The 25119-nt window shown below is 44.1% G+C and carries 25 protein-coding genes and 1 tRNA gene; 17 read left to right on the top strand and 9 right to left on the bottom strand.

Annotation, left to right across the window (positions count from 1 at the left end; translation table 11 throughout):
• Positions 1-18 precede the first annotated feature (18 nt).
• From GTQ48_RS17040 to GTQ48_RS17030, 3 genes are read right to left on the bottom strand one after another with little or no spacing between them, the layout of a single operon-like run.
• On the bottom strand, positions 19-1041 hold the full coding sequence (locus GTQ48_RS17040; protein ID WP_163107739.1) for a CDP-glycerol glycerophosphotransferase family protein: 1023 nt from the start codon (positions 1039-1041) through the stop codon (positions 19-21).
• Positions 1038-1436: an FAD synthase family protein gene (locus GTQ48_RS17035; RefSeq protein WP_163107738.1), complete on the bottom strand. Its 399-nt coding sequence runs from the start codon at positions 1434-1436 to the stop codon at positions 1038-1040. The genes GTQ48_RS17040 and GTQ48_RS17035 overlap by 4 nt, the downstream gene beginning before the upstream one ends.
• A gap of 12 nt (positions 1437-1448) precedes the next feature.
• A complete protein-coding gene (locus GTQ48_RS17030; RefSeq protein WP_163107737.1) occupies positions 1449-2522 on the bottom strand; it encodes a CDP-glycerol glycerophosphotransferase family protein in 1074 nt (357 codons plus the stop codon).
• Between the two features lie 368 nt (positions 2523-2890).
• Here GTQ48_RS17030 and rpmB point away from each other — a divergent pair, with 368 nt between their 5' ends.
• The 4 genes from rpmB (at position 2891) to mutM (ending at position 5172) form a co-directional block, all read left to right on the top strand.
• Positions 2891-3127: a 50S ribosomal protein L28 gene (gene rpmB, locus GTQ48_RS17025; RefSeq protein WP_032094753.1), complete on the top strand. Its 237-nt coding sequence runs from the start codon at positions 2891-2893 to the stop codon at positions 3125-3127.
• A gap of 11 nt (positions 3128-3138) precedes the next feature.
• Positions 3139-3294, top strand: coding sequence for a 50S ribosomal protein L33 (gene rpmG, locus GTQ48_RS17020; RefSeq protein WP_013786148.1), 156 nt, complete (start codon positions 3139-3141; stop codon positions 3292-3294).
• A 603-nt stretch (positions 3295-3897) separates the two neighbouring features.
• Entirely contained in the window at positions 3898-4359 is a 462-nt protein-coding gene (locus GTQ48_RS17015; RefSeq protein ID WP_163107736.1) for a hypothetical protein, read from the top strand.
• A 3-nt stretch (positions 4360-4362) separates the two neighbouring features.
• Positions 4363-5172 (top strand): bifunctional DNA-formamidopyrimidine glycosylase/DNA-(apurinic or apyrimidinic site) lyase, encoded by an 810-nt coding sequence (gene mutM, locus GTQ48_RS17010; RefSeq protein WP_163107735.1) that lies wholly within the window; start codon positions 4363-4365, stop codon positions 5170-5172.
• Positions 5173-5282: 110 nt separating this feature from the next.
• Here the strand turns inward: mutM and coaD are convergent, their stop codons facing one another.
• Together coaD and GTQ48_RS17000 are read right to left on the bottom strand one after the other, a co-directional pair.
• Positions 5283-5771 carry a pantetheine-phosphate adenylyltransferase gene (gene coaD, locus GTQ48_RS17005; RefSeq protein ID WP_032094750.1) on the bottom strand — a complete coding sequence of 163 codons (489 nt, stop codon included), beginning with the start codon at positions 5769-5771 and terminating at the stop codon, positions 5283-5285.
• 168 nt (positions 5772-5939) lie between these two features.
• A complete protein-coding gene (locus tag GTQ48_RS17000) occupies positions 5940-6668 on the bottom strand; it encodes a 3-deoxy-D-manno-octulosonic acid kinase (protein WP_203565292.1) in 729 nt (242 codons plus the stop codon).
• 108 nt (positions 6669-6776) lie between these two features.
• On the opposite strand from GTQ48_RS17000, the gene GTQ48_RS16995 reads away from it, so the two are divergent.
• The 8 genes from GTQ48_RS16995 (at position 6777) to glpG (ending at position 15838) form a co-directional block, all read left to right on the top strand.
• A complete protein-coding gene (locus GTQ48_RS16995; RefSeq protein ID WP_163107733.1) occupies positions 6777-7781 on the top strand; it encodes a glycosyltransferase family 9 protein in 1005 nt (334 codons plus the stop codon).
• Positions 7782-7883: 102 nt separating this feature from the next.
• A complete protein-coding gene (locus GTQ48_RS16990; protein ID WP_163107732.1) occupies positions 7884-8354 on the top strand; it encodes a hypothetical protein in 471 nt (156 codons plus the stop codon).
• Positions 8351-9526 carry a hypothetical protein gene (locus tag GTQ48_RS16985; protein ID WP_163107731.1) on the top strand — a complete coding sequence of 392 codons (1176 nt, stop codon included), beginning with the start codon at positions 8351-8353 and terminating at the stop codon, positions 9524-9526. The genes GTQ48_RS16990 and GTQ48_RS16985 overlap by 4 nt, the downstream gene beginning before the upstream one ends.
• 8 nt (positions 9527-9534) lie before the next feature.
• Positions 9535-12027 carry a putative bifunctional diguanylate cyclase/phosphodiesterase gene (locus GTQ48_RS16980; protein ID WP_163107753.1) on the top strand — a complete coding sequence of 831 codons (2493 nt, stop codon included), beginning with the start codon at positions 9535-9537 and terminating at the stop codon, positions 12025-12027.
• Between the two features lie 141 nt (positions 12028-12168).
• Positions 12169-13365 (top strand): glycine C-acetyltransferase, encoded by a 1197-nt coding sequence (locus tag GTQ48_RS16975; protein ID WP_163107730.1) that lies wholly within the window; start codon positions 12169-12171, stop codon positions 13363-13365.
• Positions 13362-14387, top strand: a complete 1026-nt coding sequence (gene tdh, locus GTQ48_RS16970) for an L-threonine 3-dehydrogenase (RefSeq protein WP_032094743.1) — start codon at positions 13362-13364, stop codon at positions 14385-14387. Before GTQ48_RS16975 ends, tdh begins: the two co-directional genes overlap by 4 nt.
• Positions 14387-14698 (top strand): thiosulfate sulfurtransferase GlpE, encoded by a 312-nt coding sequence (gene glpE, locus GTQ48_RS16965; protein ID WP_032094742.1) that lies wholly within the window; start codon positions 14387-14389, stop codon positions 14696-14698. The genes tdh and glpE overlap by 1 nt, the downstream gene beginning before the upstream one ends.
• Before the next feature lie 237 nt (positions 14699-14935).
• Positions 14936-15838 (top strand): rhomboid family intramembrane serine protease GlpG, encoded by a 903-nt coding sequence (glpG, locus tag GTQ48_RS16960; protein ID WP_163107729.1) that lies wholly within the window; start codon positions 14936-14938, stop codon positions 15836-15838.
• Positions 15839-15869: 31 nt separating this feature from the next.
• Here glpG and GTQ48_RS16955 read toward each other — a convergent pair whose 3' ends face one another.
• Positions 15870-16286, bottom strand: coding sequence for a flagellar basal body-associated protein FliL (locus GTQ48_RS16955; RefSeq protein ID WP_163107728.1), 417 nt, complete (start codon positions 16284-16286; stop codon positions 15870-15872).
• Positions 16287-16770: 484 nt separating this feature from the next.
• Here GTQ48_RS16955 and GTQ48_RS16950 point away from each other — a divergent pair, with 484 nt between their 5' ends.
• On the top strand, positions 16771-17382 hold the full coding sequence (locus GTQ48_RS16950) for a chorismate lyase (RefSeq protein WP_163107727.1): 612 nt from the start codon (positions 16771-16773) through the stop codon (positions 17380-17382).
• Positions 17379-18239, top strand: a complete 861-nt coding sequence (gene ubiA / locus GTQ48_RS16945) for a 4-hydroxybenzoate octaprenyltransferase (protein WP_163107726.1) — start codon at positions 17379-17381, stop codon at positions 18237-18239. Before GTQ48_RS16950 ends, ubiA begins: the two co-directional genes overlap by 4 nt.
• Positions 18240-18314: 75 nt before the next feature.
• Here the strand turns inward: ubiA and ubiK are convergent, their stop codons facing one another.
• A complete protein-coding gene (gene ubiK, locus GTQ48_RS16940; protein ID WP_032094737.1) occupies positions 18315-18563 on the bottom strand; it encodes a ubiquinone biosynthesis accessory factor UbiK in 249 nt (82 codons plus the stop codon).
• 119 nt (positions 18564-18682) lie between these two features.
• Between ubiK and rep the strand changes: the two genes are divergently transcribed.
• Positions 18683-20698, top strand: a complete 2016-nt coding sequence (rep, locus tag GTQ48_RS16935; RefSeq protein ID WP_163107725.1) for a DNA helicase Rep — start codon at positions 18683-18685, stop codon at positions 20696-20698.
• 36 nt (positions 20699-20734) lie between these two features.
• Here rep and GTQ48_RS16930 read toward each other — a convergent pair whose 3' ends face one another.
• Together GTQ48_RS16930 and GTQ48_RS16925 are read right to left on the bottom strand one after the other, a co-directional pair.
• A complete protein-coding gene (locus tag GTQ48_RS16930; protein WP_163107724.1) occupies positions 20735-23335 on the bottom strand; it encodes a sensor domain-containing phosphodiesterase in 2601 nt (866 codons plus the stop codon).
• Positions 23336-23439: 104 nt separating this feature from the next.
• Entirely contained in the window at positions 23440-23847 is a 408-nt protein-coding gene (locus GTQ48_RS16925) for a c-type cytochrome (RefSeq protein WP_163107723.1), read from the bottom strand.
• A 246-nt stretch (positions 23848-24093) separates the two neighbouring features.
• Here GTQ48_RS16925 and GTQ48_RS16920 point away from each other — a divergent pair.
• Both GTQ48_RS16920 and GTQ48_RS16915 read left to right on the top strand, forming a co-directional pair.
• Positions 24094-24170 (top strand) — tRNA-Arg (locus GTQ48_RS16920).
• Positions 24171-24336: 166 nt separating this feature from the next.
• The gene (locus GTQ48_RS16915) at positions 24337-24978 is read left to right on the top strand and encodes a DUF1826 domain-containing protein (protein ID WP_163107722.1); all 642 of its coding nucleotides are present in this window, start codon (positions 24337-24339) and stop codon (positions 24976-24978) included.
• The last annotated feature ends 141 nt before the right edge of the window (positions 24979-25119 follow it).

Genomic DNA, 25119 nt, shown 5'->3' with positions numbered 1-25119 from the left:
AAAAGTGTACTTAACGCTTCACCTCCAATAGCCAAGCCTTTTTCGTAATTTGAAATTACGAAAGATATTTTTTGGCTTCGCTACATTTTCTTCGCGTGGGTACATTTCAATTTCTTCAATTGTTGCCTGTAATACTCGTTGTGCAGACTGTCCATCGGTGAAAGGGTGCATTTTTAGGCTGTAGTTATTAATACTCTCTTTTAAAGTCTCATCCATTGTGAGGGCTTTCTCAACTGCGTCTTCGAGTTTATTGGCATCATCAATATCAATAAGCACAGGCTCAGGCTGGGCATTTTTGAAAGTGACGACGGGTTTTCCAAGTAGCAAAAATTCAGTGATGGCTGAGGAAGTATCTGAAACCATCACATCACTTTCTACTAGAAGAGGAGTGATGTTATGAGAGTCGATAACTTCAAGGTTTTTATGCTGTGCTCGTTTAAACGCCTCTATTGTCTCTTTATCCATTTTCGGGTGAAATTTTACTTTCCACTTCCAAGATTTCTTTTTGCTGAGAGCAAACATTGCATTGAGCAGAGAATTAGCAGAGGTGAAGCTAGGCGAGAACGTTGGTGCATAAAGAATAACGGGTAATTTGTGTTGGGGAATGTCTTTTTTGGTATATTCAAATAATGTATCTAGTTTAGTCCACCCAGTTTCTTTCACCGTGAAATGAGGGTGCTTTTCTCGCAGTGCTTCAAACTTCTTGGTGAAAAATGGCCCTTGTGTACAGTACAAATCAAAGCAGCCTCGAATTCTGAAATGCCCTTTCTTTTTCCATTCAAATCCGTGAAATAACTGTACTTTTAACCCTGGTATAAACGAAGGGACAATGTTTCCAGGCAGAAATGATGCATCGGGTCGAAACCTTATTGCCTCTGATATCGTGGATAAAACAATATCATCAGGTTGAAATTGCGACTTGTTAACCTCGCTGCCTTCTGCGAACCATCTTACGTCATGTCCTTCTTTGCGCATTAGTGAACAAAGCGGGCGCATAATCTCAAAAGAGTAATTCTGTGATAGGTAGAGTAAAAACTTCATCCGTTAACATCTTTAATTATTTCGATGATTTCAGTTGTAGAAATAGACGGGGTTCTTGGTAAATAAACAACGGCACAAACGTCGCGAAATTCGTCAAATTTACCTTCCCAATCATTCCCCATTACTAGCACATCTGCTTTGTGCTGAAGAATATAATCTCGTTTTTTTTCAAGGGATTCCTCCATGAAAACAGCATCAACAAAGCGCATAGAACTAAGCAGTTCCGATCTACTAGAATAGGGATAAATAGGGTTTCTGCCCTTTTTACTAAAATTCAATTCGTCAGAAGACAAACCTACCGTAAGGTGATCGCCGTGAGCTTTAGCTCGCTGCAAAATACGTACGTGACCAATGTGAAGCACATCAAATGTGCCAAATGTAATTACTCTTCGCAATGTTGCACCTTTTTATTCTGTTAGGTATTTAGCAATACGTTGACTGCATAGCCCATCTGTTTTACCAACCATTTTGTTAGTAATAGTTTGTCGAGTTTCACTTTTTGCATGTGGTGAAATTACACATTGCTCAATAAACTCATTCGCAAGATTAGGAGACGTTGCTCTGTGTGCTATATCGTGGAATAAAGAGAGGTCTGAGTCGAGTCGCTTTTTCAACCTGAACTTAAACAGGCCAGAATAACTCCATCTTGTTTGTGAAAAGTCACACCACACAACAGGTCTGTTCATAGCCGCAAATTCAAATATAGCTGACGATGCATCTGACACCATCACATCGGCGATCTGCATAAACGAAACAAGGCAAAATTCATGCTTTTTGGCCACATAAACATTATCAAAAGATGCCCACCGTTCTACTTTTTCTTTCTGTTTAACGTATTTCTTTTTAGTCACACTAAAAAAGTGAGGCTTTATGATAATGTTATATTTTTTAAGTGTTAGCGGCCAATCGTTTTTAAATTTTTCTATGCTGCTTGGGAAAAAAGTAGGTGCGTAGAGTATTGTGGGTTTGCCTTTTTCGAGTCCCAATTGTTCGATTGTTCTCGGTGGCTCTGTTCCATCAAAAATAGGGTCCAATTTGGCGTAGCCAGTATCAACAAAAGTTCTTGTAGGAAAAAGAGCTTGAAGGCGGGATAAACGGCTTTCACCTTCTACAAAGCGAACATCGAAAGGGAACTCTGATACGTTGTAATAACAAGCTTTAGGTCCAATTCCATGCTGCATAAGTGCAAGTTTGGAGCTAAGTTTGGATTTTTCATTCGTTGAAAACGGGGGGATATTTCCAAAAATTATCCAATCTACATTTTGTGATTGATAAAAAGACAATACACTACTGCCATCTGGAATAAACTGATAGTTAAACCCTCTATTATTCAGTGTGGAAGTCTTCACCTCGTCGTATCCGGGCTCTTGGTGCAAAACGAAGTTTACTTTTACACCTAATTCCCTAAGCGCACATGCAACAGGAAAATATTGGGGTAAATAGTAAAGATGTTGAACATCAAAAATTACAGAATTTGTCATTTGAAGAGAAACCTATTTTTGCATAGTTGCTTTTTATTTTAGTGACGCGCCTGAGCGTGCGTGGTATGTTTGCGCCCACTTTATTTGTGGCTTTTGTTGAGCCGACTGCTCAATGTAAATTAGCACAAAAATAATCGGGTGTGGGTTGCGGTTATTAATTAAAGTACGGTAATTAGTAGTAGAAATGCCGAGATCGTAGAAAAAGCAGTTAAAAATTGAGCTTTTTTTACTTTTTTATTGAAATGATCCTGCCTTTGCTGTATAAAATGCGCCCTCTAATTTATAGTAATACGCCTTTTGACCCAACGACTATTTGAGTGGTGGGAACGACTGGCGCGACAGTTATCGTTGTTCTGGAGACAAATACAATGTCAAGAGTATGCCAAGTAACAGGTAAGCGTCCAACGGTTGGTAATAACCGTTCACACGCAAGAAATGCGACTCGTCGTCGCTTTTTGCCAAACCTTCAAACTCACCGTTTTTGGGTTGAGAGCGAAAGCCGTTTTGTTAAACTACGTTTGTCTGCGAAAGGCATGCGTATCATCGATAAGAAAGGTATTGACTCAGTATTAGCTGACGTTCGTGCCCGTGGTGAGAAAATCTAAGGAAGCCGACAATGCGCGATAAAATTAAACTAGTTTCTTCAGCAGGTACAGGTTTCTTCTACACTACTGATAAGAACAAACGTAACATGCCAGGCAAAATGGAGATCAAAAAGTTTGATCCTGTTGTGCGTAAGCACGTTATGTTCAAAGAGGCAAAAATCAAGTAAAGCCCTTTTAGAAAGAGCACTTGCTTTTGTCTCCACGAAAACCCGGCCTTTGCCGGGTTTTTTGCGTTTATTCGGTCACACGTTCTCAGTACTGATCGCTTTTTCGTCTTTCAGAGCAAAACAAATCATAGTTGCACGTTAAAAGACGAGCAGAAGCCGCGAGATCGTGGTGAGATCCTTCTCCCGCGCGACACCCCCCCGCGCAAACATGACAGAGCTTTGATAAGCTCAAACCCGAACTCAAGATTTCATAAGGGCGTGTTGATCTTTGCAGTACATTTTTGCAGCGGTCTGTGAGCTATTTAGACAAGGCGAATGGTTGAAGGTCTAGCGGGCTAAATCGAAACCATTCAACGCAGGATAAATCGCTCACAGGCGCTGCCCTAAGGGGGCGTTATGGAAGCATTTTACTCTTTGTCGCCGCTTTTTTTATTTGGGCCCTTTGACTTAGCCCACTAGGCCTACACGACTGTTTCGCGATTAAAGTGCTTCCATTTAGCCCAAAACTCGTACAACAAAGATCAACACGCCCTAGTATCTTAAGAATCGAGGCTTTACTATATCTGCTCTATATCTCCTTTTTCATTGTAACGGGCATAGGCAATGGCAAAACTTTCACAGCGGGCAATGAATAACGTGGTCATCGTTGCCATGTTGGTCATGATTGCTTTGTTCAACATCGACAGCTTACGTCCTCAAAAAGATATTTCTGAAGTACGCAGCTTGTTGCCGCAAAACGCCTATGTGTTAAAAATAGAGCATGACGATAACCAGCTTGTTAGAAGTGGTCAGCAGTGGCGTCAACGCAGTACTGAGGGCAACCTTTCAATCAGTCCAGATGCACAAATAGGCGGATGGCAAGAAGCGCGCCTTCGTTATCTAACTTCCCTTAAAAACGATATATCGGACATAGAGCCCCTTGTTGTTGTGGTGTGGCTTGCGGGTGAAACAAATGGTCGGGTTTACGCCTTTTACCCCACGTCTTCTGTCACCGTAGTGAAAGTAGACAATAATTGGTATGCATTAGACAATGTGTCCCTAAGTACATTGCTCCCATGGATATAACCAATGCCTGAGTTACCAGAAGTTGAAGTGAGCCGTTTAGGTGTATCACCGCATTTAATCAACAACACTATCGCAAACGTCATTGTTCGCGAGAGAAGGATGCGCTGGCCTATACCTGAAGAGGTTTCATTGGTGGTAGGGCACAAAGTTAACAATGTTACGCGCAGAGCTAAGTACCTGTTAATTGAAACAGCCGTGGGAAGCTTGGTTATACATCTTGGCATGTCTGGCAAACTGCGGGTAATTGATGCGTCAACACCGCTGATAAAGCACGACCATGTTGATATTGTCTTAAACACTGGGCAATGCTTGCGTCTTAACGACCCTAGGCGCTTTGGTGCGGTGTTATTTCAAGCACCTGATACACAACTTGGTCTATTAGATAACTTAGGCCCAGAGCCGCTTACTGAGGCCTTTGATGAAAGTCGTCTCTACACATTATCTCGCGATAGAAAAAGTCCTGTGAAAAGTTTCATTATGGATAATGCGGTTGTAGTCGGCGTGGGCAATATTTATGCGAATGAAGCGTTATTTTTAAGTGGTATTGACCCCCGTAGACAAGCAGGTCGCATAGGTGCAGAGCGTTATAAGCGTTTAACCCACAATATTAAACAGGTATTAGCGAAAGCAATCGCGCAAGGTGGAACCACCTTAAAAGACTTCGCGCAAACCGATGGTAAGCCGGGCTACTTCGCGCAGCATCTTAACGTTTACGGTAGGAAAGGCGAAGACTGTGAGGTGTGCAGCAACCCCATTCAAAGCAAAGTCATCGGGCAGCGCAACACCTTTTTCTGTATTCACTGCCAGCGATAGCCGCTCTGCGATATTTTGGGTTTGTTTATCATTCTACACTATTGATTTTTGGCGACAGCGGTCTCATGCATCAGCAGTCTCTGTGCAAGCAGGTTCAAGCGTTAGCAGAGCTATTTTTTCTTGCCTAATCGCTCTTGCAGGGCAGCCTCTACAACAGGGTGACAAAATCCGCTCACGGCACCGCGGTGAAGGGCAACTTCTTTTACTAACGTAGACGAGATAAACGAATTTTCTTCAGCAGGAGTGAGAAAGACACTTTCCAATTTAGGATTGAGGCGTCTATTCATATTCGCTAGCTGAAATTCATACTCAAAATCAGATACTGCTCGCAAGCCACGAATCAGTATGGTGGCGTTTTGCTCATCAGCAAAATCTGCAAGTAGCCCAGTAAAGCCCACCACTTCAACGTTAGGAAGGTCGGCGGTAACTTGTTTAATCATTTCCACACGTTCTTCTAGCGTGAACAAAGGCTTCTTACTCGGATTTGATGCAATAGCGACAATCACGCGAGAAAATAATTGTGATGCTCGTTCAATAAGGTCGGCGTGTCCGTTTGTAATCGGATCGAAAGTACCTGGATAAAGTGCTCTAGTATGCATGTTGTCGAATCTTTTTAGTTATAAAATGAGTGTAGAGTTATTATAGAGTTGGGTTGTAGGTTAATTACTCAATATATCAGCGCCATCAATGTAACACAGTTGTATCATAGTTAGGTGCTATTCCCATTACTCTTATACTTGTCGTTATATTGGCCGCTATGTGCGTCGTTATGCTGTTCTTGCTATTGACGAATAGCCGTTAAGACAATGCTGCCATTCGTCCATTGACCAATGAAAAATGGCGTTTTTCTCTTTTTCTTTTAGCAGTGAGCGCAGTAATCTGTCGAGGTTACCGGTTTTCCACTGGTGTCCTTGACGTTTGCGACAGCGGTCAAAATCAATGAGCCAAATTGCTTGCTTGTCATCTATCATAATATTACGAATATTGGCGTCGTGATGGTACACTTGGCAGTTGTGCATTGCCGCAAGTGCGCGCCCAATGGCGTGCCACTGACTTTCACTCAGTGGCTCATGGCACAATACTTGGTGTAAGTCTTGGCTACCTAGTATTCTCTGTGTGATGAGGTCGCCGCGATAAATTACTCCCCTGCGGTGAATATTAGCAGCAACCGGCACCGGAACATTCAGTCCTTCTTTACGCATTTCAGCAAGTAGCTTAAATTCTTCAAAAGGGCGAGACGATTCGACTCCCAAGAACAAGTACTGATCGCTCAACAGTTTGCCAACTAAACCACCGCGCTGGAAGTGTCGAAGTACCCAACTGTGCTGCTCATGTTCAATAAACAGCGTTGTTCCTCTTCCTTTTGCATGGCCAGTGATTTTGTTTTGAAACTGCCAATGCTCTTGGGTGAACATATCAATACTTGGCTCACCGATAATGGCGTCATCAAATAGAAAGTGGTGCCCGGCACCTAAGTCTTGTCGTATTGTCGCCATATTTCTCACAACTTATGGTAAATTTAACATTCTAACGGTTTATTAAAGTTTTTCAGCAACAGTTTTTCAGCAAAAAGTGAGCGCTAAGTGGGAAAAAAGATTTGTATAATGCGTTTATCTGCTATCGGCGACGTGTGTCATGCGGTTGCTATGGTCACTCGAATTCAAACTCAATGGCCCGATGCCCACATAACCTGGGTGATAGGAAAAGTTGAGCATCAGCTCGTAAAACTCATGCCTAATATACGCTTTATCATTTTTGATAAAAAGCGCGGTAAAGCGGCAGTAAAAGACCTTAAGCAGGCGGTAAAAGGCGAGGTGTTTGATGCCTTGTTAATGATGCAGGTGGCTTTGCGAGCAAACTTAGCGTCTCGCGTTATTAAAGCAAAGCAGCGTATAGGCTTTGATTGGGCTCGTAGTAAAGAGCTGCATTGGCTATTCGCCAATAAACGCATATCGGCAAATCAGCATGCTCACGTACTCGATGGGTTTATGGGTTTTGCAGATGCATTAGGCGTACCTAGTGTAGACAAACCAGCTTGGCGTATTCCGGTTTCCAATGAAGATAGGGAATGGGGGTTACAACAGGCAAAAGCCCTTGGTAACTATGTAGTTATTGCCCCTGCCGCAAGTAAAGCTGAGCGGAATTGGTTACCAGAACAATACGCGCGTATTGCCGAATATATTCAAAACAACAATGTGAACGTGATATTGTGCGGCGGTCCGGGGAGTTTAGACCGCGAAACTGCAGATGCAATAAAGCAAAGAGCAGGTGTTACCTTGCAAGATTTTACGGGGAAAACGTCGCTGCATCAGCTGCTTATGTTGCTTAAACACGCCGCGCTTGTCATTGCGCCAGACACAGGCCCCGCACATATGGCGACCACTGTTGATACGCCGGTTGTGGGGCTTTACGCTCATTCAAACCCACAGCGAACTGGGCCTTATAATAATCTCAACGATGTCGCATCGGTTTACGATGAATGCATTAAAGAGCAAAAAGGCAAGGCGTGGCAAGAATTGCCTTGGGGCGCACGAGCGAAAGGCGATACCCTCATGCAAAGAATTTCTTTCGAGCAAGTAAAAGAAAAAGTTCATCCATATATCGCATAGCGTATTTTTTAATGGGTAAATTGTTCAGCTTTTATCTAAACTGTAGTTAACTAACCATCCATTGCACTGTGCTTTTGTTTAAAAACAGGGAGCTGTTACTGAATGAAAACGCCCTCGATAAGGCGGCTCTTAGAGTCTTTATCTCAAATTTCTTATCGTACATTTCTTATTGTTGTGTCTCTTGTTGCGACATCTTCTTTTTCATACGCCGGTGACTTGAAGGTTATGGCGCACGAGAGCGTCTCCATATCTCAATTGAACCGCTCTGAGCTTCGCCAAATTTTTACAGGTCACCGCCAGCACTGGCAAAACGGCAAAAAAATTACCGTTTTTGTATTACAAGATAACAACGAATTACATAAGCAGTTTTGCCGTGACATATTGCAGATGTTTCCTTATCAGCTATCTCGCTTATGGGATCAGCTAACCTATTCAGGGCAAGGTGTTACGCCCGTAAGAGTGTCATCATATGACGCTTTAATTGAAGCACTAGAGTCAACAGAGGGAGCTATCGGCTATGGTGATAAAGACGATATCGTTAAGCTGCGCCGTATTGAGGTAGAAGAAAAATGAAAGGATTACTCTATTTTTCGTTGTTAGTGAGCAGCTTCGCTGTTTTTTCAGCAGAGTCGGATTTCGCATGGCATGGGTACGCTTCCCAGGGGGTTACTCAGTCTAATAACAGTAGCTTTATAACAGATGGCGACGCTGTTACTGGTGAGCTTACCGAAATTGGTATTAACGGGCTTTACAGATTGTCCGAAAATTTATCTATTGCAGGGCAAATTAATTATCTGGATGGCGGGAACAGGTTTGAACAAGGAGCACGGCTTGATTACCTATTTGTTGACTGGAAGCTCCCTAACTTAGGGAATGGGTGGCAAGCTCATATTCACGCCGGGCGGTTTAAAAACAGACATTGGCTTTACTCTGTCACCCGTGATGTGCCGCAAACTCGCTACACCGCAGTACTGCCTCAATCTGTTTATTTTGATGGTTTTCGCGATGTGGCACTTGGCAGCAACGGCATATTGACCAGTTTTACTCACTATGGGCAAAGCACTATTTGGGAATTGAACTGGAGCTATGGGCGCTCTAACATCAATTCGTCACAACGAGACTTTTTATTAGGAGAAGAGGCGAACGGTGAGGCGAAGCAAGATTTTGTTCACCAAGCGAGTGTATTTTGGCAGCCTGCTTCTATGGCGTGGAAAGTGGGCGTCAGCTGGCTTAACTCTGACTTTAGCTATACCCCATCACAACAGGACAATCGTTTAGCAGGCGAGGCTAATGTTGAACGCTTTATGCTTTCAACCCAGTATTTTGCTGAGCATTGGGAAGTGTCGATGGAGCTGCTTTCAGAATCCCAGCATAGCAGGGGCTTATTTGCGCCAGACTTTAACGATAAGCGTCGCGGTGATGGTGGCTTTGTTCAGTTTAGGTATTTGTTCAATAGTCAGTTTAGCGGGCTTATAGGTTACGACACTTACGTCAATGATGTTAACGACAGAGACGGAAAACGTCTGGAGCAATTGTCTAACGGTGCCGTACCTGCGTACTTTGGTTACCAAGACACTACCACCTTGGGCTTGCGTTGGGATATTGCGCCAAAATGGCGTTTGCAGGGGGAATACCATTGGGTTGAAGGCGCGACGCGGGTAGTGAGTTTGCTAGACCGAAATGTAGCGGATCAAGCGGATAAAAACTGGCAAATGTGGTCGCTACAACTGATGTATTGGTGGTAATGAGTAATATGAAGGTGCAGGTATCATTCACCACTAAAACGATTGCTATATTAATGGCGATGGTGCTAACCGTCACCGTAGTGATCTCGGTGGTGCTGATACAAGAGTCGGAAGCGAGTTTGCTTTTGCAGCAAAAAGAAAACCAGATAAGTCACCAGCGGCGTATCCGGCTTTTCGAGGAGGTGCTGCATAACCGCATGATAAGCCTTATTGATATTGTAAGTCAGCAGCGGGATTTACAAAGCAAAAACCTCGATGAGCTTCAACGTACACTTCAAAACCTTTCAGAATACTTCACCCTTAACTTCCAAGTAGAAGAGCTTTTGTTGTTTGATGAGTCTGGTGTCGTGGGCACCAACATGAGCCACTCTCGTGAAGCAGTCGCCCAATTAGTCAGCTCAACCCGAGCCAACTTCGAAAGCCGTTCAACTATTGTCTGCGATAAAGTTTGTACTCATTATATGTCTATTCCCATTATGAGCGGCAGCGATACCGTACCTGTTGTAGTGGTATCTACCTCAATGCGCGAGCTGCTTTACCTATTTAACCGGGCGGCGGGAGTTCACAAAGTTGCGATTGTGCAAATTACGCAACCCTTTCCAACCGGGCAATCAGCGCCAACCAACGCCGAAAATGCTAACAAGGCCAGCACACCCTCGTTGACGCTATCCAGTCAATTGTCTGCAGCGAATCGAGAGTATTTACAGCAGGTTTTTACTGGGCTACCTGCTGACTGGTCGGTGAATCGCTTAGTCACAAGGGGCAGCAATATAACCCTGAATAAAGAGCAGCTGCTTGTTAGCTTGCTACCATTTTCAAAAGGCAACGCCAATCGTCCCTATCTGCTACTTGTGCAAGATGTCACTGCAGCCGTTCAGCAGGCCAATCAATATCAAGCCATCGTTGTTGGCTCGGCCGTTATTTTGTTTGTTATCTTTTCAATATTGCTTTACCTATTTTTGAATGGATACAACCAGCGTTTGTTGTCTATTAGCGAGCGTCTTCCCATGTTGGCAGAGCACAAATTTACTGAATTTCATGCTAACGCCGCCAAACAGCGAAAGACGTCGAGTGTAAAGCTAGTAGATGAATTAGACGTTGTAGAAAGCGCGGCGAATAACCTGGCAAAGCAGCTTGAAGACTTTGATGGTCAAATGGCAATTAATACCGCCAAGCTAGAAAAAATGGCCATGTTCGATGTGCTGACTGGCTTGCCCAATCGGAACATGCTGACGTTTCAAATTGAGAAGCAGTTAGCCCGTTCATTTCGCGATGAAAAGCTTGTTGCTCTCATGTTCATGGACCTAGATGACTTTAAGAAAGTGAACGATAGCCACGGTCACGATGTAGGTGATGCGCTGTTGAGAGCCGCGGCCATGCGAATATCACGGCCTATTCGGGAAACAGACATTGCCTCTCGCTTTGGTGGCGATGAGTTTGTAGTATTGCTTTCAGACATTGAGAGTCGCTCTCAGGTCGACCTTATTGCTAATAAACTGCTCAATGAATTTGCCGAACCCATTGTCATCAATGGTCAAAAATTCTATATCTCTGTGAGCATAGGTATTGCCATTACAAGCCATGCTCAAGCCACACCCGTTGAGCTATTGCGACACGCTGATATTGCGATGTATGCAGCAAAGTCAAAGCAAGGTGCAGCCTACCGAGTGTACGAAGCGAAAATGAATTTAGCGGTAATGCAAAAGGTGGAGCTAGAATCTGAGGCCCGTGAAGCACTGAGAGGTAATCAGTTTAGTCTTGCCTTGCAACCACAAATAGAAATGCATACAGGTAAACTCATAGGCTTTGAGGCGCTGCTTCGTTGGTTCCATCCAACCAAAGGTGCAATTTCGCCTGCCGATTTCATACCGCTATTAGAAAATACCACTTTTATGCTTGAGTTAGACTACTGGGTTATCGCTAGAGCTTGCTCCCTTACTCAAGAGCTCGGTCATAGCGGTTATCGCAATATGAAACTGGCCATTAATGTGTCGGCAGGGCAATTTATCGATCCTAGCTTACCCGATTATCTACAGCAGCAAATACAGCGCAACGAACTGGCGCCTGAGCAGATATGTCTAGAGCTTACAGAAACGGTGTTAGTCTCTGATATCAAAAGAGCCCGCGCTATTATGAACACTATTCATGAAATGGGTTGCATGTTGGCTATTGATGACTTTGGCACCGGTTATTCTTCACTGAGTTATCTCAAGTCTTTGCCGGCAGATTTTATTAAAATCGATCGCTCTTTTGTTTCAAATATTACCGACGATGCCGACGATAGAAATATTGTGAATTCCACAGTATCTATGGTGCGTAATATGGGAATGCAGGTGGTTGCCGAGGGCATAGAGACACAGGCGCAGTACGATTTGCTTTGCGAATTTGATTGCGACTACGGGCAAGGCTATATGATAAGTAGGCCTATTCCAGAGCAACATATTTGGAGCGTACTGAGCACAAATGTTGAAAATGGTTATTGGAAACCACCTCAAGCGTAACGACTAACAGCTAGCGTATATGGCAAGGTGTGCTAAATAATTTACACACTTCATCGGCTTTCCTATTAAATAGAGCGCATCACTGTATACCCACCTGTAGGCTTTTACTAAAATATCCTTTTACGAATTTCGGAGAACGGCATGTCAGCGGCATTTATTTCCCATTTGCAATCGCAAATTGAAGCCACCAAACAAGATGGTTTATATAAAAAAGAACGCGTGATCACATCTCAGCAGCAAGCTGATATCGATGTGGCTAACGGTGACCATGTCGTTAACTTCTGCGCCAATAACTATCTTGGGCTAGCAAATAATGAAAGCCTCATTAAGGCAGCTAAGGACGGTCTGGACTCTCACGGCTTCGGCGTAGCCTCCGTACGATTTATTTGCGGCACGCAGGATATTCACAAGCAGCTTGAAACGTCTATCAGCGAATTCTTAGGCACAGAAGACACCATTCTTTATCCGTCTTGTTTTGACGCAAACGGTGGGTTGTTTGAAACCATTCTTGGTCCAGAAGATGCCATTATTTCAGATGCCCTTAATCATGCAAGCATCATTGATGGCGTTCGCTTGAGCAAAGCAAGACGTTACCGCTATGCAAATAACGACATGGCAGCATTAGAAGAGCAGCTCATCAAGGCAAGCGAAGAGGGCGCACGCTTTAAAGTTATTGCTACCGATGGCGTATTTTCTATGGACGGCGTAATCGCCGATTTAGCCTCTATTTGCGACCTCGCAGATAAATACGATGCCATGGTAATGATTGACGATTGCCATGCTACCGGCTTTCTTGGTGAAAACGGTCGCGGAAGTCACGAATATTGTGGCGTTCTAGACCGCGTAGATATTATTACCGGTACACTGGGCAAAGCACTTGGTGGTGCATCAGGTGGTTATACGTCGGGTAAAAAAGAAGTGGTTGAGTGGTTGCGCCAGCGTTCACGCCCTTACTTGTTTTCAAACTCTGTAGCGCCTCCTATTGTGGCAGCGTCGCTTAAAGTATTTGAAATGATGAAAGAGGGCGATGAACTGCGAGCCAAACTATGGCGCAACGCAGAACATTTCCGCAGTCGTATGGAAGACGCTGGCTTTACGCTATCAGGTAAAGACCACGCTATCATCCCAGTTATGCTTGGCGATGCGCGTTTAGCGAGTGACATGGCAGACAAGCTGTTAGAGAAAGGTATTTACGTTATTGGGTTCTCTTATCCCGTGGTACCAAAAGGGCAGGCGCGAATTCGCACCCAAATGTCTGCGGGGCACTCTATTGAGCATGTAGACAAAGCCATTGATGCGTTCATTGAAATTGGCCGCGAAATGGGAGTGATTTCATGAAGTCATTGGTAAAAGCGAAAGCCGAGCGCGGCATTTGGTTAGAAGATTCGCCAAAACCCGAGGTGGGACACAACGACCTGTTGATAAAAATTCGCAAAACCGCTATCTGCGGCACCGATATGCATATTTACAACTGGGACGAATGGTCACAAAACACTATTCCCGTGCCCATGGTTGTGGGTCATGAATATGTGGGTGAAGTAGTTGGAATGGGTCAAGAAGTTAAAGGCTTCGAAATAGGCGACAGAGTCTCTGGTGAAGGTCATATTACCTGTGGTCATTGTCGTAACTGCAGAGCGGGTCGCAGACACCTTTGTCGCAACACCGAAGGGGTAGGCGTTAATCGCCCTGGCGCCTTTGCTGAGTTTTTGGTTATTCCCGCATTTAATGCCTTTAAAATACCTCATAATATCAGCGATGAACTTGCGTCAATTTTCGACCCGTTCGGCAATGCCGTGCACACCGCGCTAAGTTTTGATCTTGTTGGTGAAGACGTGCTTATTACCGGCGCGGGACCCATTGGTATTATGGCAGCAGCGGTTGCAAAGCACGTGGGCGCGCGTCACGTTGTGATTACAGACATCAATCCATATCGTCTAGCCCTTGCTGAAAAAATGGGCGCTACTCGCGCTGTCGATGTGTCTAAAGAAGACCTGAAAGATGTCATGAACGACTTAGGGATGACAGAAGGCTTTGATGTGGGGCTCGAAATGTCGGGCGTGCCCGTTGCGCTTCGCGATATGCTAAATAAAATGAATCACGGCGGTAAGGTTGCCATGCTAGGTATTCCACCTAGTGATGTGGCTATCGATTGGAACCAGGTTATCTTCAAAGGACTCGTGATCAAAGGCATTTACGGTCGCGAAATGTTTGAAACCTGGTACAAAATGGCAAGCCTGCTTCAAAGCGGTTTAGACCTTACCCCAATCATTACTCATACTTATAGCGTAGATGACTTTCAGAAAGGGTTTGATACCATGGGGTCAGGGCAATCAGGTAAAGTTATTTTGGACTGGCAATAATGAGTACATTTTCTCACATCAGCGTGCAAGACGTTGCTGATTTTTCGGGTACGGTATCTATTGTTGATATTCGCGATCCACAATCTTACGCGAACGGGCACATGCCTAACGCAGCGCCGCTGAACAATGACAATTTCGCTACGTTTGTAGAGCAAACGCCAAAAGACACGCCTGTTGTTGTAGTGTGTTATCACGGTGTAAGCAGTCAGCAAGCTGCGCAAGTTATCGCGCAGCAAGGTTTTGAAACGGTGTACAGTATGGATGGGGGCTTTGAGGCCTGGCGTTTAGCTAACCCAGTAGAAACCGAGTAAACCACCCAATTTGTGAAGGTGCTCATTTCAAAACGCCTTAGGGTGTGATGAGATGAGCACCTTTGTTTTTTACCCTTTCCCTGATAACGCTTTATCAATACACTTGTTCAATAGATAGACTTGTCGAATCAATAGGCCGGTTTTTCGTGTTATTCTCCTTTTTACACCCATGTTTATTGTATTCATATTTATTAGATTCGGTATTTCGAGTCATGTGTTTTGGAGCTACCTCAGCCTATGGGCCAACCATTAATCGCGTTCAATCAGCAAAGTGCTGCGCACCTTCTCGCCAATTATCTCAATAGCCAAGGGGTTACTGCTTCTGTTAAACAACAGGCTTCATCACAGCAGCCTGCATCGTCAGAGTTTGTTGTACTTATTGATGATGCTGAGCACACCGTGCAAGCAGAGCTTATTGCTAAAGACTTTATTGCAAACCCAGGCCACCCAAAATACCAGCAGGCAGCATGGGATAATGGTCAAAATGTTCAGCTAGCAGCGTCGCCCAGCGGGTTTTCCGTTAAACACATCGCCGCAAATGCTATTTCAGCGCCATTTACGTCTTTGGTGTTTATTTTGTGCTTATTGGTATACGGCTTATCTTTGCTAGGACTATTTGCGCCTATTGCACAACATTTGCTGATGCAGCCTTTTGGCCTGCTGGCAGAAAATCATCAGTGGTGGCGGCTATTAGGGCCAGCGTTCATACATTTCAATGCGTTGCACATTGTGTTTAATTTATTGTGGTGGAGTATGCTTGGCGCCAAAATAGAGCGTACTTTTGGTGTTACTATGCTCATCATTGTTTTTATAGTTTCAGCGGTAATATCTAATGCGGCTCAGGCGCTATTTAGTGAGCCAGTGCAGGCTAACCTATTTCTATTTGGTGGCCTTTCTGGTGTTGTATATGCCGTTATGGGATTCGTGTGGTGGCTAGGTTGGCTGCGCCCAAGTTGGGGAGTATCGTTACCGAACTCTATTGTCGGCTTTATGTTGGTGTGGCTAGTACTTGGCTTTGCAGATACATTCTTTGCTAACGTATTGGGAGTAAACATGGCAAACGCAGCGCATACGGCGGGCTTGATCACCGGATGCTTATTGGCTGCGATGCTTAGCTTAGGTTCCAAAAAGCCTGGATAAGAACGCTAGCGAGCAATCGGTCTTGTGTAGATTAATCGCCTTGATATAGATACTTGGTAAATATCACGTTTTTGATCACTTCGCCGCCAGTCTCTTCTTTCATGTGCTCTTTTAATGCTTTTAAAAGCGCTAATCGAATGTCTTCACGGCCCGTAAGAGACTTTACTTTTTCAGCGGGCTGTTGACCAAATATTTCGATAGCAGTAGAGCGTAAAAGCGGCATGTGATGCTCCGCAATTTCCAGCTGCTCTATGTCGTATACCATGAGTTCAACCTGTACACGAACATAACCAAGTTTACGCGCACTGTCGCTAATGTAGTTAGTGACGATTTCTGGCTCTAAGCCAATATAGGCAAAGTTGGCTTTCTCTTGTGCTTGAGCGCTAAACGAAGCGCTCAGTAAAAGCGCAGTTATTGCTAAACAACGTAAAATTAAAGACTTAAGCATGGTAAGAACCGAAAAAAGGATAAGTTAAAATCAGCCTTATTGTAGCAAAGCTGAGGTTAAACGCACTACTGCAAAAGTAGTACGCATCTTAATAAACCTGAATCCTGTTTAAGAAACGGCGCTCAGCACCACTAGAAACGCGAATTACTGCGTTGCAAAAGTAAGTAATAGAACAACTAGTACGTGACTTTTGCGCCTTGCACTTCGCATTTCTAGCAGTACTGAGTTTGAAATTTTAATTTATATTTTATAGAACAAATGCTTGCACCATTCTTTAAACAGGATTCAGGTTAATAAGCAAAAAATGTCTGCCAAAGGCTTACAATCAAAGTGATGGAAATATACAGTTTAGCTTTTCCTGAAGATTACAGCGCAAAAATAAATGTTATGATGTTGCCAGTTCAGAAGCTGTGTGAATGGCGCCAGCAGTGAGTTTTTTCTAGTAGGTTTTGTACAGTGAGTCTTTGTAAATGGGTGCTTTAAAGTGAGTCTTACCGCCGACTTTCCCGTTGGTCTTGCCGTTAATTGGCTTTCCTTAGCAGAAGCAAACATACCTGAGCCAACGCTAAAAGGCTGGTTGTTAGATACTGGCTCGTTAACCGAAAGGGTGCAATCGGCCTGCGGTGAATTTTCGCTCCAACTGTTAGGCCAGCAAACGTTAGAGCCTCACAGCACTGAGTTATTCTTATTACAAGCGAACGGCCAAACAACCTATCAAATACGAGAGATTGTATTGTGTGGTGATGAACAGCCTTGGGTATTTGCACGCTCAGTCATCCCTCAAGCTATTATCGAAGCAGAGCTATCTAACTTAGGCAGTGAGCCATTAGGCAAACGATTGTTCAACGATAAGCGGTTTATACGCTCTGAGTTTCAAGTGTGTACGCTACCTTTTGAGCAGTTTTCTCAGCACCTAGCTGAACCATCAGACTCGCAGTTAAAGAACGATACAAAGCAAAACTTGTGGGGTAGGCGGTCTGTGTTTACCTTTGAGTCGCATCATTTGATTGTTGCAGAAGTGTTCCTTCCTGGCTCTCCGGCCTACGCGCAAAATGAAGGGCAGAAACAGGTGATAAAAAGAGAAACGAGAGTATGACACAGCACAACTGGGGCGCTTATGCCCGCCTAATGCGCCTAGACAAACCCATCGGGTTTTACCTTTTACTGTGGCCCACATTATGGGCACTGCTTATTGCCTCACAAGGTATGCCAGCCCTTGATATAGCCGCTATTTTTATTGCTGGTGTTGTTGTTATGCGCTGTGCGGGATGCGTTATTAACGACTATGCAGATAGAAAAGTTGATGGCAGTGTTAAGCGCACTGCCACACGCCCTCTTGCTACTGGTGAGGTAACTGCTAAGCAAGCATTGCAGCTGTTTGCGCTATTAATAGGTATCGCGTTTGTGCTCGTGTTATTTCTCAATTGGCAGACTATCGCACTGTCGGTTGTGGCGCTGCTGCTGGCCGCATCATACCCATTTATGAAACGCTACACGCACCTGCCGCAGGTGGTACTTGGTGCTGCATTTGGCTGGGCTATTCCAATGGCGTTTATGGCGGTTTTAGAAACTGTACCCGCTTATGGCTGGTGGTTATTTATCGCAAATCTTACCTGGACAGTGGCCTACGACACTATGTACGCCATGGTCGATAGAGATGACGACCTTAAGATAGGCGTAAAGTCTTCCGCCATATTGTTCGGTCAGTACGATGTAATGATTGTGATGGCGCTGCAGGTTTTTACACTGGTGACTTTATGGTGTGTTGGCTTAACCATTGAGGCGGCATGGCCTTATTTTGTAGCGGTGTTATTTGCAGCGCTTCTGTGTGTCAGGCAGTATCAATTTATTAAGCGAAAACAACGAGATGGCTGCTTTACCGCGTTTTTAGAAAACCATTTAGTGGGCTTATCAATTACCGTAGGATTGGCGGTTAACTACCTGCTTTATTAGCTAAAGTCAGTGAACCATAAAAAAGGCACTAAAAAGTGCCTTTGTGTACATCGAGATTATTGGCTGTCTAGGCTATTAGCCATTAAGTTTGGTTTCAAGCTCGGCAATACGAGCTTCCATCGCCTCTAGCTTTTCGCGAGTTCTAATCAGCACCTGGCTTTGAATATCAAACTCTTCACGAGTCACCAAGTCGAGTTTAGAAAGCTGAGACTGCAACACAGTTTTAACTCGTGTTTCTGCGCCTTCGGCCATATTTTTTACGCCCGGTGGAACGGCATCAGCAATCTGTTTAGCCAAATCTTCGAGTTTTTTCGGATCCAACATGGATTTCCCTTATAATACGCAGCTCAAATAGTGTCACTATTCTATCGGTATCGACACGACATGCAATCAAAACTACGAACTATGCATGTACTGCCTGTTAACCCTGTTTTAGGAAAAAAATGAAACTAAATGAAGCTCAAGAGTCTGCCGTTACTTTCGTATCGGGCCCATGCTTAGTATTAGCCGGAGCAGGCAGTGGTAAAACTCGTGTAATCACCAACAAGATAGCTCATTTAGTTAGAAACTGTGACATGCCTGCTCGCTATATCGCAGCAGTAACCTTTACCAATAAAGCAGCACGAGAGATGAAAGAGCGGGTGGCGCAAACCTTAGGCAAGCCAGAGGCGCGAGGACTTAAGGTTTCAACGTTTCACACCCTTGGTCTAAATATTATTAAATCTCACGTGAAAGACTTAGGGCTAAAGCCAGGCTTTTCCTTATTTGATGACAAAGACTCTCTTTCTCTTTTAACCGACCTTACCGCCGACACCTTAGACGGTGATAAAGACCAGTTGAAGCTATTGCAAAGCTGTATTTCAAATTGGAAAAACGATTTGGTGCTGCCCGATGCCTTATTAAAGCAAGCTCAGAGCACTGGCGAGCAAGAGTTTGCGCAGGCCTATAGACGCTATCAAGACAATTTAAAAGCCTATAATGCCTTGGACTTTGACGATCTTATCTTATTACCTACGTTGTTATTGAAAACAAACGAGGAAGTTCGAGCCAAGTGGCAAAACAAAATACGTTACCTACTGGTTGATGAGTATCAAGATACCAACACCAGTCAGTATGAATTGGTGAAGCTACTTGTTGGTGAGCGCTCTCGTTTTACCGTGGTAGGCGATGACGACCAATCTATTTATTCTTGGCGTGGGGCCAAGCCACAAAACCTGAATTTATTGCAAAAAGACTTTCCCCGTTTAAACGTTATTAAGCTGCAGCAAAACTATCGCTCTTCGGGGCGTATACTGCATTGCGCGAATATCTTAATTCAGAACAACCCCCATTTATTCGATAAAACCTTGTTTTCAGAACTTCACTACGGTGAAACGTTAAAAGTTATTGAAGCCAAAAACGAAGAACATGAAGCTGAGCGCGTGATAGCAGAGCTATTAGCCCATAAATTTATGAACCGAACCAAGTTCAAAGATTACGCTATATTATACCGTGGTAATCACCAAAGTCGTTTGTTCGAAAAACTACTAATGAGCAACCGCATTCCTTACAAAATAAGTGGAGGCATGTCGTTCTTTGGGCGCACCGAAGTGAAAGACATCATGGCGTACTTGAGGCTGTTGGTGAATCAAGACGATGACAATGCACTGCTGCGTATTATCAACACTCCGGGTCGCGGTATTGGCCGAGCCACACTGGAAAAACTCGGCAATTTTGCAAATAGCCTGGGTGTGTCCATGTTTGAGGCTGCAACACACAGCAACCTAAACAGCGTATTGCCCGATAAAGCGTTTCATTCGGTGTCGGGTTTTGCCCGATGGGTCGTAGAGCTATCTGATAATACAGAGCGCGGCAACACGGCAGATGCAGTAAGGAGCATGATACGTACGATGGGTTATGAAGAGTGGCTTTACGAGTCGAGCGCAAGTCCTAAAGCTGCTGAAATGGCCATGGCCAATGTAAGTACACTTTTTGGCTGGGTTACCGATATGCTTGAGGGTAACGACCTTGATGCTCCGATGACCCTCACAGAGGTAGTAAATCGTCTCATACTTCGCGATATGATGGAGCGTGGCGAAGAAGATGGTGAAAGCGACCAAGTTCAGCTAATGACGTTGCACGCCTCAAAAGGACTAGAGTTTCCTATTGTGTTTCTTGTGGGAATGGAAGAGGGATTGTTACCCCATCAAAGCAGTGTAGATGAAGACAATGTAGAAGAAGAGCGACGATTAGCCTACGTAGGCATAACGCGGGCGCAACGAGAGTTAATATTTAGTTTAGCGAAAGAGCGCAGGCAGTTTGGTGAGGTGATTCAGCCAGAGCCCAGCCGGTTCTTGTTCGAACTGCCGCCAGATGATATTCAATGGGAAAATCAAAAGCCCAAAGCGTCTAAAGAAGAGCGTCAACAAAAGGCTCAGGTGGGTATTGCAAACCTAAGAGATATTTTGGGCAAAAAGTAGTGTAATGTGAGCGCTTACTAACTAACTTTGCGGGGCTCAGTCAGTTGCTTTAGTCATATCTAAAACAACGGCGCGCTGCAGTGTTTTACCTTGACCATATACACATTCAATATCGTTTAATGCACTAAGCTGAGCGGGCGAATCTACGCCTTCTGCAATCACATTAAACTTTAAGTGTTCTGAAATTAACATAACCGACTGAATAAGTTTGAGGTTACGCTGAGACCTTGGTAACGATTTCACGAATCGATGGTCAATTTTAATAAAGTCAAAGGGATAGGCAAATAGGTAGCTCAGCGAGGCTAAACCACTACCAAAGTTATCAAGTACCAGCGTTACGCCAGCGCGTTTTAACTTTTTAATGGCTGGCAGTATAAACTGCGAGCGGCGATTCAAATCATTCTCATCGAACTCAAACACTAATCGACTTGCTTTAATGCCCGAGTCGGCAATAACCTCGGTCATGTGATTAACCATTGAAGGTTGTAGCAAATGATTAATAGATACATTAACAGCTATGCGCTCAATCGCTTCGTCGGTGTCTTCAAAGCGCTTTATTAGCTCACATGCCTTAGCTAACTGGAAGAGATCTAAATCGATAGTTAATCCACTATGATCCGCTACTTGTCGAAATTGCTCTCTCGCAATTTTACCGTAAGTAGGGTGCGACCAGCGTACGTACATTTCCTTATACAAAATGCTGTTGTCGATAAGGTTGATGACGGGTTGTAAGAAAAAATCAAACTCTTCGTCTCTAAGAGCGCGTCTAAATTCGTTTTCTAGTTCAAGCTCTTCAATTAAGCGTTGCCGCATGCTCTTATCGAACATTACAAAGCGTCCGCGGCCAAGTGTTTTAGCTTGGTACATAGCGGCATCGGCGTCGCGCAGTACCTCATCAGCACTATTGTAATAGCGCTCCAAATGAGCGATACCAATACTCGCACCGGAATACATTTCACGGCCATCAAGTAGGAAAGGCTCTGATATTGAGGAGATAATACGACTTGCTACTTCTTCAACATCTGCGTTGTCATCAAAGTTATCGAGTAGCACAACAAACTCATCGCCGCCTAATCGAGCCAGTAAATCGTGGCCTCGAATACACAGTGCAATGCGCTTAGAAACTTCAATTAAAAATTCATCGCCAGCATGGTGACCAAGGGTATCGTTAATCACTTTAAAGCGGTCTAGGTCGATAAACAAAACGGCAAACATATTTTCGCTGTAACGCTGTTTGCTAGCTACCGCAAGTTCTAAGCGGCTTGTAAACATTGCTCGGTTTGGCAAGTCGGTTAGCGAATCGTGGTGGGCATCGTGAATGAGTTTAAGCTCAATCTCTTTACGTTCGTCTATTTGTTGCTGTAAAAACGAGTTGGCGCGATTAAGCTCAGCGGTGCGCTCCTTTACTCGCTCTTCAAGTTGCGTGTTGTACTGTTGAATGGCTTCCGTATTACTTTTGCGCTCCATAGCCACCGCAATATGGTGGGATACAAAGCGTAAAAGCTCTTGATCACGAGCGGTGTACTTGGCGTGTTTTCCATAGGTTTGAACGGCAATTACACCCGCTATATCGCCATCTACCACAAGTGGAGAGCCCAACCAGGAGTTCGCACTTTTCAACATTTTCTGCGCCACAGTCACATCAAGCTCACCACTTTCAGCAAGCTGCAGCACCCGAGGTGGGTTAATTAGCTCTGCCTGTCCCGTGCGAAGCACAAACTCTGTTAATCCTAGACTTAGCGGTCTAGGGTCAATGGTTGCTTGGTTGATGTCACTAAAATACGGGAACTCAAGTTTATTTTGAGCCTTATCCACAATCGCTATATAGCAGTTTGGTGCGCTTATCAGCCTTGCAAGAATCTCATGTAAACTTGAATAAAACACGTTCATGTCGCCTTCAAGGTTAGCTGCGAGCTCGGATATCTCAAACAATGCTTGTTGTAACGATTCTACCTTTTGGCGTTCAAGAATTTCTTCTTGTAAGTCATCGTTAGTTCTTCGTAGCTGACGGGTTCTATCACGAATGGTGCGTTCGGTTAGCTCACGGTTTTTAACACGGTCTACAGTGGTAACAATATGCTGTGATACAAATAGCAGTACTTCTAAATCTTCTTGGTTGTAGTGCACACCTTCATCGTAAGTTTGCACAACCATAGCCCCAATAACTTGGCTGCCGCGCTTAAGTGGAACGCCGCATAATTCATAAGGGGGAGAGCCGACTAGCTTAAAGCCAAGTTCTTCAGCAAACTTATGTTCTTCGTCACGCTTGTAAAAAAGATGATTACCCGACTTAAGAATATAACCGGTCATGCCGTCCATTAACGATTCCGCAGGAAGCTGACGCACCGTCTGCTCGTCAAATTCATCAACGAAATAGGAAAAATCGACAATGTTGCTTTCAGGGTCGTAAAAAGCGACGTAAAAGTTATCTGCATTCATAAAATCGCCAATGATTTCATGAATAGACGTATAGAGGTGATTTAGATTACTAACTGAACTGGCGAGCTCTGAAATATCAAAAAGCGCCTTCTGAACACGTTCAGCACGCTTGTACTTATCTGTAAGCTGTTGAAGCTGCGGTATGAGCTCCCGCAGCTCTTCTTCAGACAGCTCAGATTGTGTCGAATTTGATGACATTCCACTCGCCAATAAAAAACTAACATTTTATGTAGCGGAATAACTTACCTCATCCACCGAAAAAACGCTAATTTTTCAAACAGCTTAAACTATGAACTAACAGTTTAAATGCCTTCAATCATATACTCGATTGCGGCTTTAATATCGTCTTCTGAACAGTTTCCACACGTACCCATTGGAGGCATTGCGTTAATACCGTTAATTGCGTTTTTCCATACGCCGTCAAGACCACGGTCGTCTAGGCGAGGTTGCCAATCAGCGGCTACCTGAAATTTAGGAGCACCAAGTACGCCTGCGCTGTGACACGCTACGCATGCAGAGTTGTAAATATCTTCGCCAGATTTTGCTCCGCCTGCAGCAGCGGTATCGCCTTGTGCAGCGGCACCGGCAACGTGTACTTTACCAAGTGGCTTAATACGATCTGCAATTTCATCGTTACTCATTTCTTGCGCTTGAGCCGCAAAAATAGTTAGCGCCGTAGCAGCAACAGTTAACCAAGTCTTTAATTTCACATCTGTCTCCAGGCAATGATGAATTTGTTTAAAATATAACTGGCCAGATTATAACGGTAAATGGCGGCTGAACAACTATTAGAATCCAATTACCTATAAAAAGTAAGGATTTTTAACAATCGAACATCGATTAGATAGAAAGAAAAGAACAAACTAGTTGATGCCTGCCCATGGCCTAAGTATCATTACGCCGCGTTTGCTAATGTGTTTATTAACATTCATTAATTTCTGCAAACGTCATTTTTAGCACCTGTAGCTCAGCTGGATAGAGTGTCGGCCTCCGAAGCCGAAGGTCGCGCGTTCGAATCGCGCCAGGTGCGCCATCTCCTCACATGCCTTTACTTTTTGCTCGCAATTAAATTCATCATTGCCATTTATGAGTGGTTACACCGTTTACAATATAAATCTTTATTGTTATGTTATAACATTGTTGTGGGCGTTTTTGAGTGGTCAGCGTTATCCGGCCATTTCCATCCTGGGGGCACTAACATGCTTGCATTGAAAGAAAACAATATATGCTCTTGGAGCAGTGGACAGTCTCCTATCGTACTTGGCGATATTATCTGCGATACAAAAAGCGTCGCTATTTGGGAGCGAGTGAAAAATGATGCTATCACTGGCTACTTTGAAGCGGTTTTTACATCGCTAGGGTTAGGCATTAAAGCCATGTTTGAGGTTAATACCCTTAAGCAGCAACTAGACACTATGTTGCCTGAGCACGATGGTAAAGCTGACGTTATCGAAGATATTTATTTACTGACCGACATGCTCACATGTTTGTTCGATTGCAAAGAAGTGGGTCTTCGGCTGGTGCCGCTTACCTCAGCAATGTGCCCTAGCTTTCATCGAGATAATATACCCGTACGCCTTGTAAACACGTACATTGGAGCTGGAACTCAGTGGCTTCCGCTAGAGCAATTGCGGTCAACGCCTTTTGCTGAAAGTCAGCAGCACGTATCTCAAACGAATTTTGGTATGTACTACAAACACAACGACATTCAAACAATGAATACGTTTGAGGTAGGTATGCTAAAAGGTGAAGCTTGGCATGAGTCGTTAGGGGCCGTGCATCGTTCATGTCCTGTAGCAAAAGGCGAAAAAAGAGTGTTACTCACATTAGATCCAATGTGAGCGTTTTATTGTATCCCGAATTCAGATAATAAGTGCACCACTCTTGGTTAAATGGTGAGAAGAGATCAACTGCCTGTTGGTGGTACTCTGTAATCGCCAAAAAACAAGAGTAGTTACCATGAGTTACAAGCAGTTGATCGA

This window comes from Alteromonas genovensis (assembly GCF_010500895.1).
GTDB classification, from domain to species: Bacteria; Pseudomonadota; Gammaproteobacteria; order Enterobacterales; family Alteromonadaceae; genus Alteromonas; species Alteromonas genovensis.
The sequence above is the reverse complement of the archived record's forward strand: the minus strand, read 5'-3'. Positions and strand labels throughout refer to the sequence as shown.

Excerpts from the sequence above, each read along its gene's own strand:
- GTQ48_RS17030 (WP_163107737.1), bottom strand. The coding sequence starts at position 2,522 with ATGACAAATTCTGTAATTTTTGATGTTCAACATCTTTACTATTTACCC.
- tdh (WP_032094743.1), top strand. The coding sequence starts at position 13,362 with ATGAAGTCATTGGTAAAAGCGAAAGCCGAGCGCGGCATTTGGTTAGAA.
- coaD (WP_032094750.1), bottom strand. The coding sequence starts at position 5,771 with ATGCATACTAGAGCACTTTATCCAGGTACTTTCGATCCGATTACAAAC.
- rpmG (WP_013786148.1), top strand. The coding sequence starts at position 3,139 with ATGCGCGATAAAATTAAACTAGTTTCTTCAGCAGGTACAGGTTTCTTC.
- GTQ48_RS16930 (WP_163107724.1), bottom strand. The coding sequence starts at position 23,335 with ATGTCATCAAATTCGACACAATCTGAGCTGTCTGAAGAAGAGCTGCGG.
- GTQ48_RS16990 (WP_163107732.1), top strand. The coding sequence starts at position 7,884 with ATGAAAACGCCCTCGATAAGGCGGCTCTTAGAGTCTTTATCTCAAATT.
- rpmB (WP_032094753.1), top strand. The coding sequence starts at position 2,891 with ATGTCAAGAGTATGCCAAGTAACAGGTAAGCGTCCAACGGTTGGTAAT.
- GTQ48_RS16975 (WP_163107730.1), top strand. The coding sequence starts at position 12,169 with ATGTCAGCGGCATTTATTTCCCATTTGCAATCGCAAATTGAAGCCACC.
- rep (WP_163107725.1), top strand. The coding sequence starts at position 18,683 with ATGAAACTAAATGAAGCTCAAGAGTCTGCCGTTACTTTCGTATCGGGC.
- GTQ48_RS16980 (WP_163107753.1), top strand. The coding sequence starts at position 9,535 with ATGAAGGTGCAGGTATCATTCACCACTAAAACGATTGCTATATTAATG.
- ubiK (WP_032094737.1), bottom strand. The coding sequence starts at position 18,563 with ATGTTGGATCCGAAAAAACTCGAAGATTTGGCTAAACAGATTGCTGAT.
- GTQ48_RS16955 (WP_163107728.1), bottom strand. The coding sequence starts at position 16,286 with ATGCTTAAGTCTTTAATTTTACGTTGTTTAGCAATAACTGCGCTTTTA.
- ubiA (WP_163107726.1), top strand. The coding sequence starts at position 17,379 with ATGACACAGCACAACTGGGGCGCTTATGCCCGCCTAATGCGCCTAGAC.
- glpE (WP_032094742.1), top strand. The coding sequence starts at position 14,387 with ATGAGTACATTTTCTCACATCAGCGTGCAAGACGTTGCTGATTTTTCG.
- mutM (WP_163107735.1), top strand. The coding sequence starts at position 4,363 with ATGCCTGAGTTACCAGAAGTTGAAGTGAGCCGTTTAGGTGTATCACCG.
- GTQ48_RS16985 (WP_163107731.1), top strand. The coding sequence starts at position 8,351 with ATGAAAGGATTACTCTATTTTTCGTTGTTAGTGAGCAGCTTCGCTGTT.
- glpG (WP_163107729.1), top strand. The coding sequence starts at position 14,936 with ATGGGCCAACCATTAATCGCGTTCAATCAGCAAAGTGCTGCGCACCTT.
- GTQ48_RS17015 (WP_163107736.1), top strand. The coding sequence starts at position 3,898 with ATGGCAAAACTTTCACAGCGGGCAATGAATAACGTGGTCATCGTTGCC.
- GTQ48_RS16995 (WP_163107733.1), top strand. The coding sequence starts at position 6,777 with ATGCGTTTATCTGCTATCGGCGACGTGTGTCATGCGGTTGCTATGGTC.
- GTQ48_RS16915 (WP_163107722.1), top strand. The coding sequence starts at position 24,337 with ATGCTTGCATTGAAAGAAAACAATATATGCTCTTGGAGCAGTGGACAG.
- GTQ48_RS17000 (WP_203565292.1), bottom strand. The coding sequence starts at position 6,668 with ATGGCGACAATACGACAAGACTTAGGTGCCGGGCACCACTTTCTATTT.
- GTQ48_RS17040 (WP_163107739.1), bottom strand. The coding sequence starts at position 1,041 with ATGAAGTTTTTACTCTACCTATCACAGAATTACTCTTTTGAGATTATG.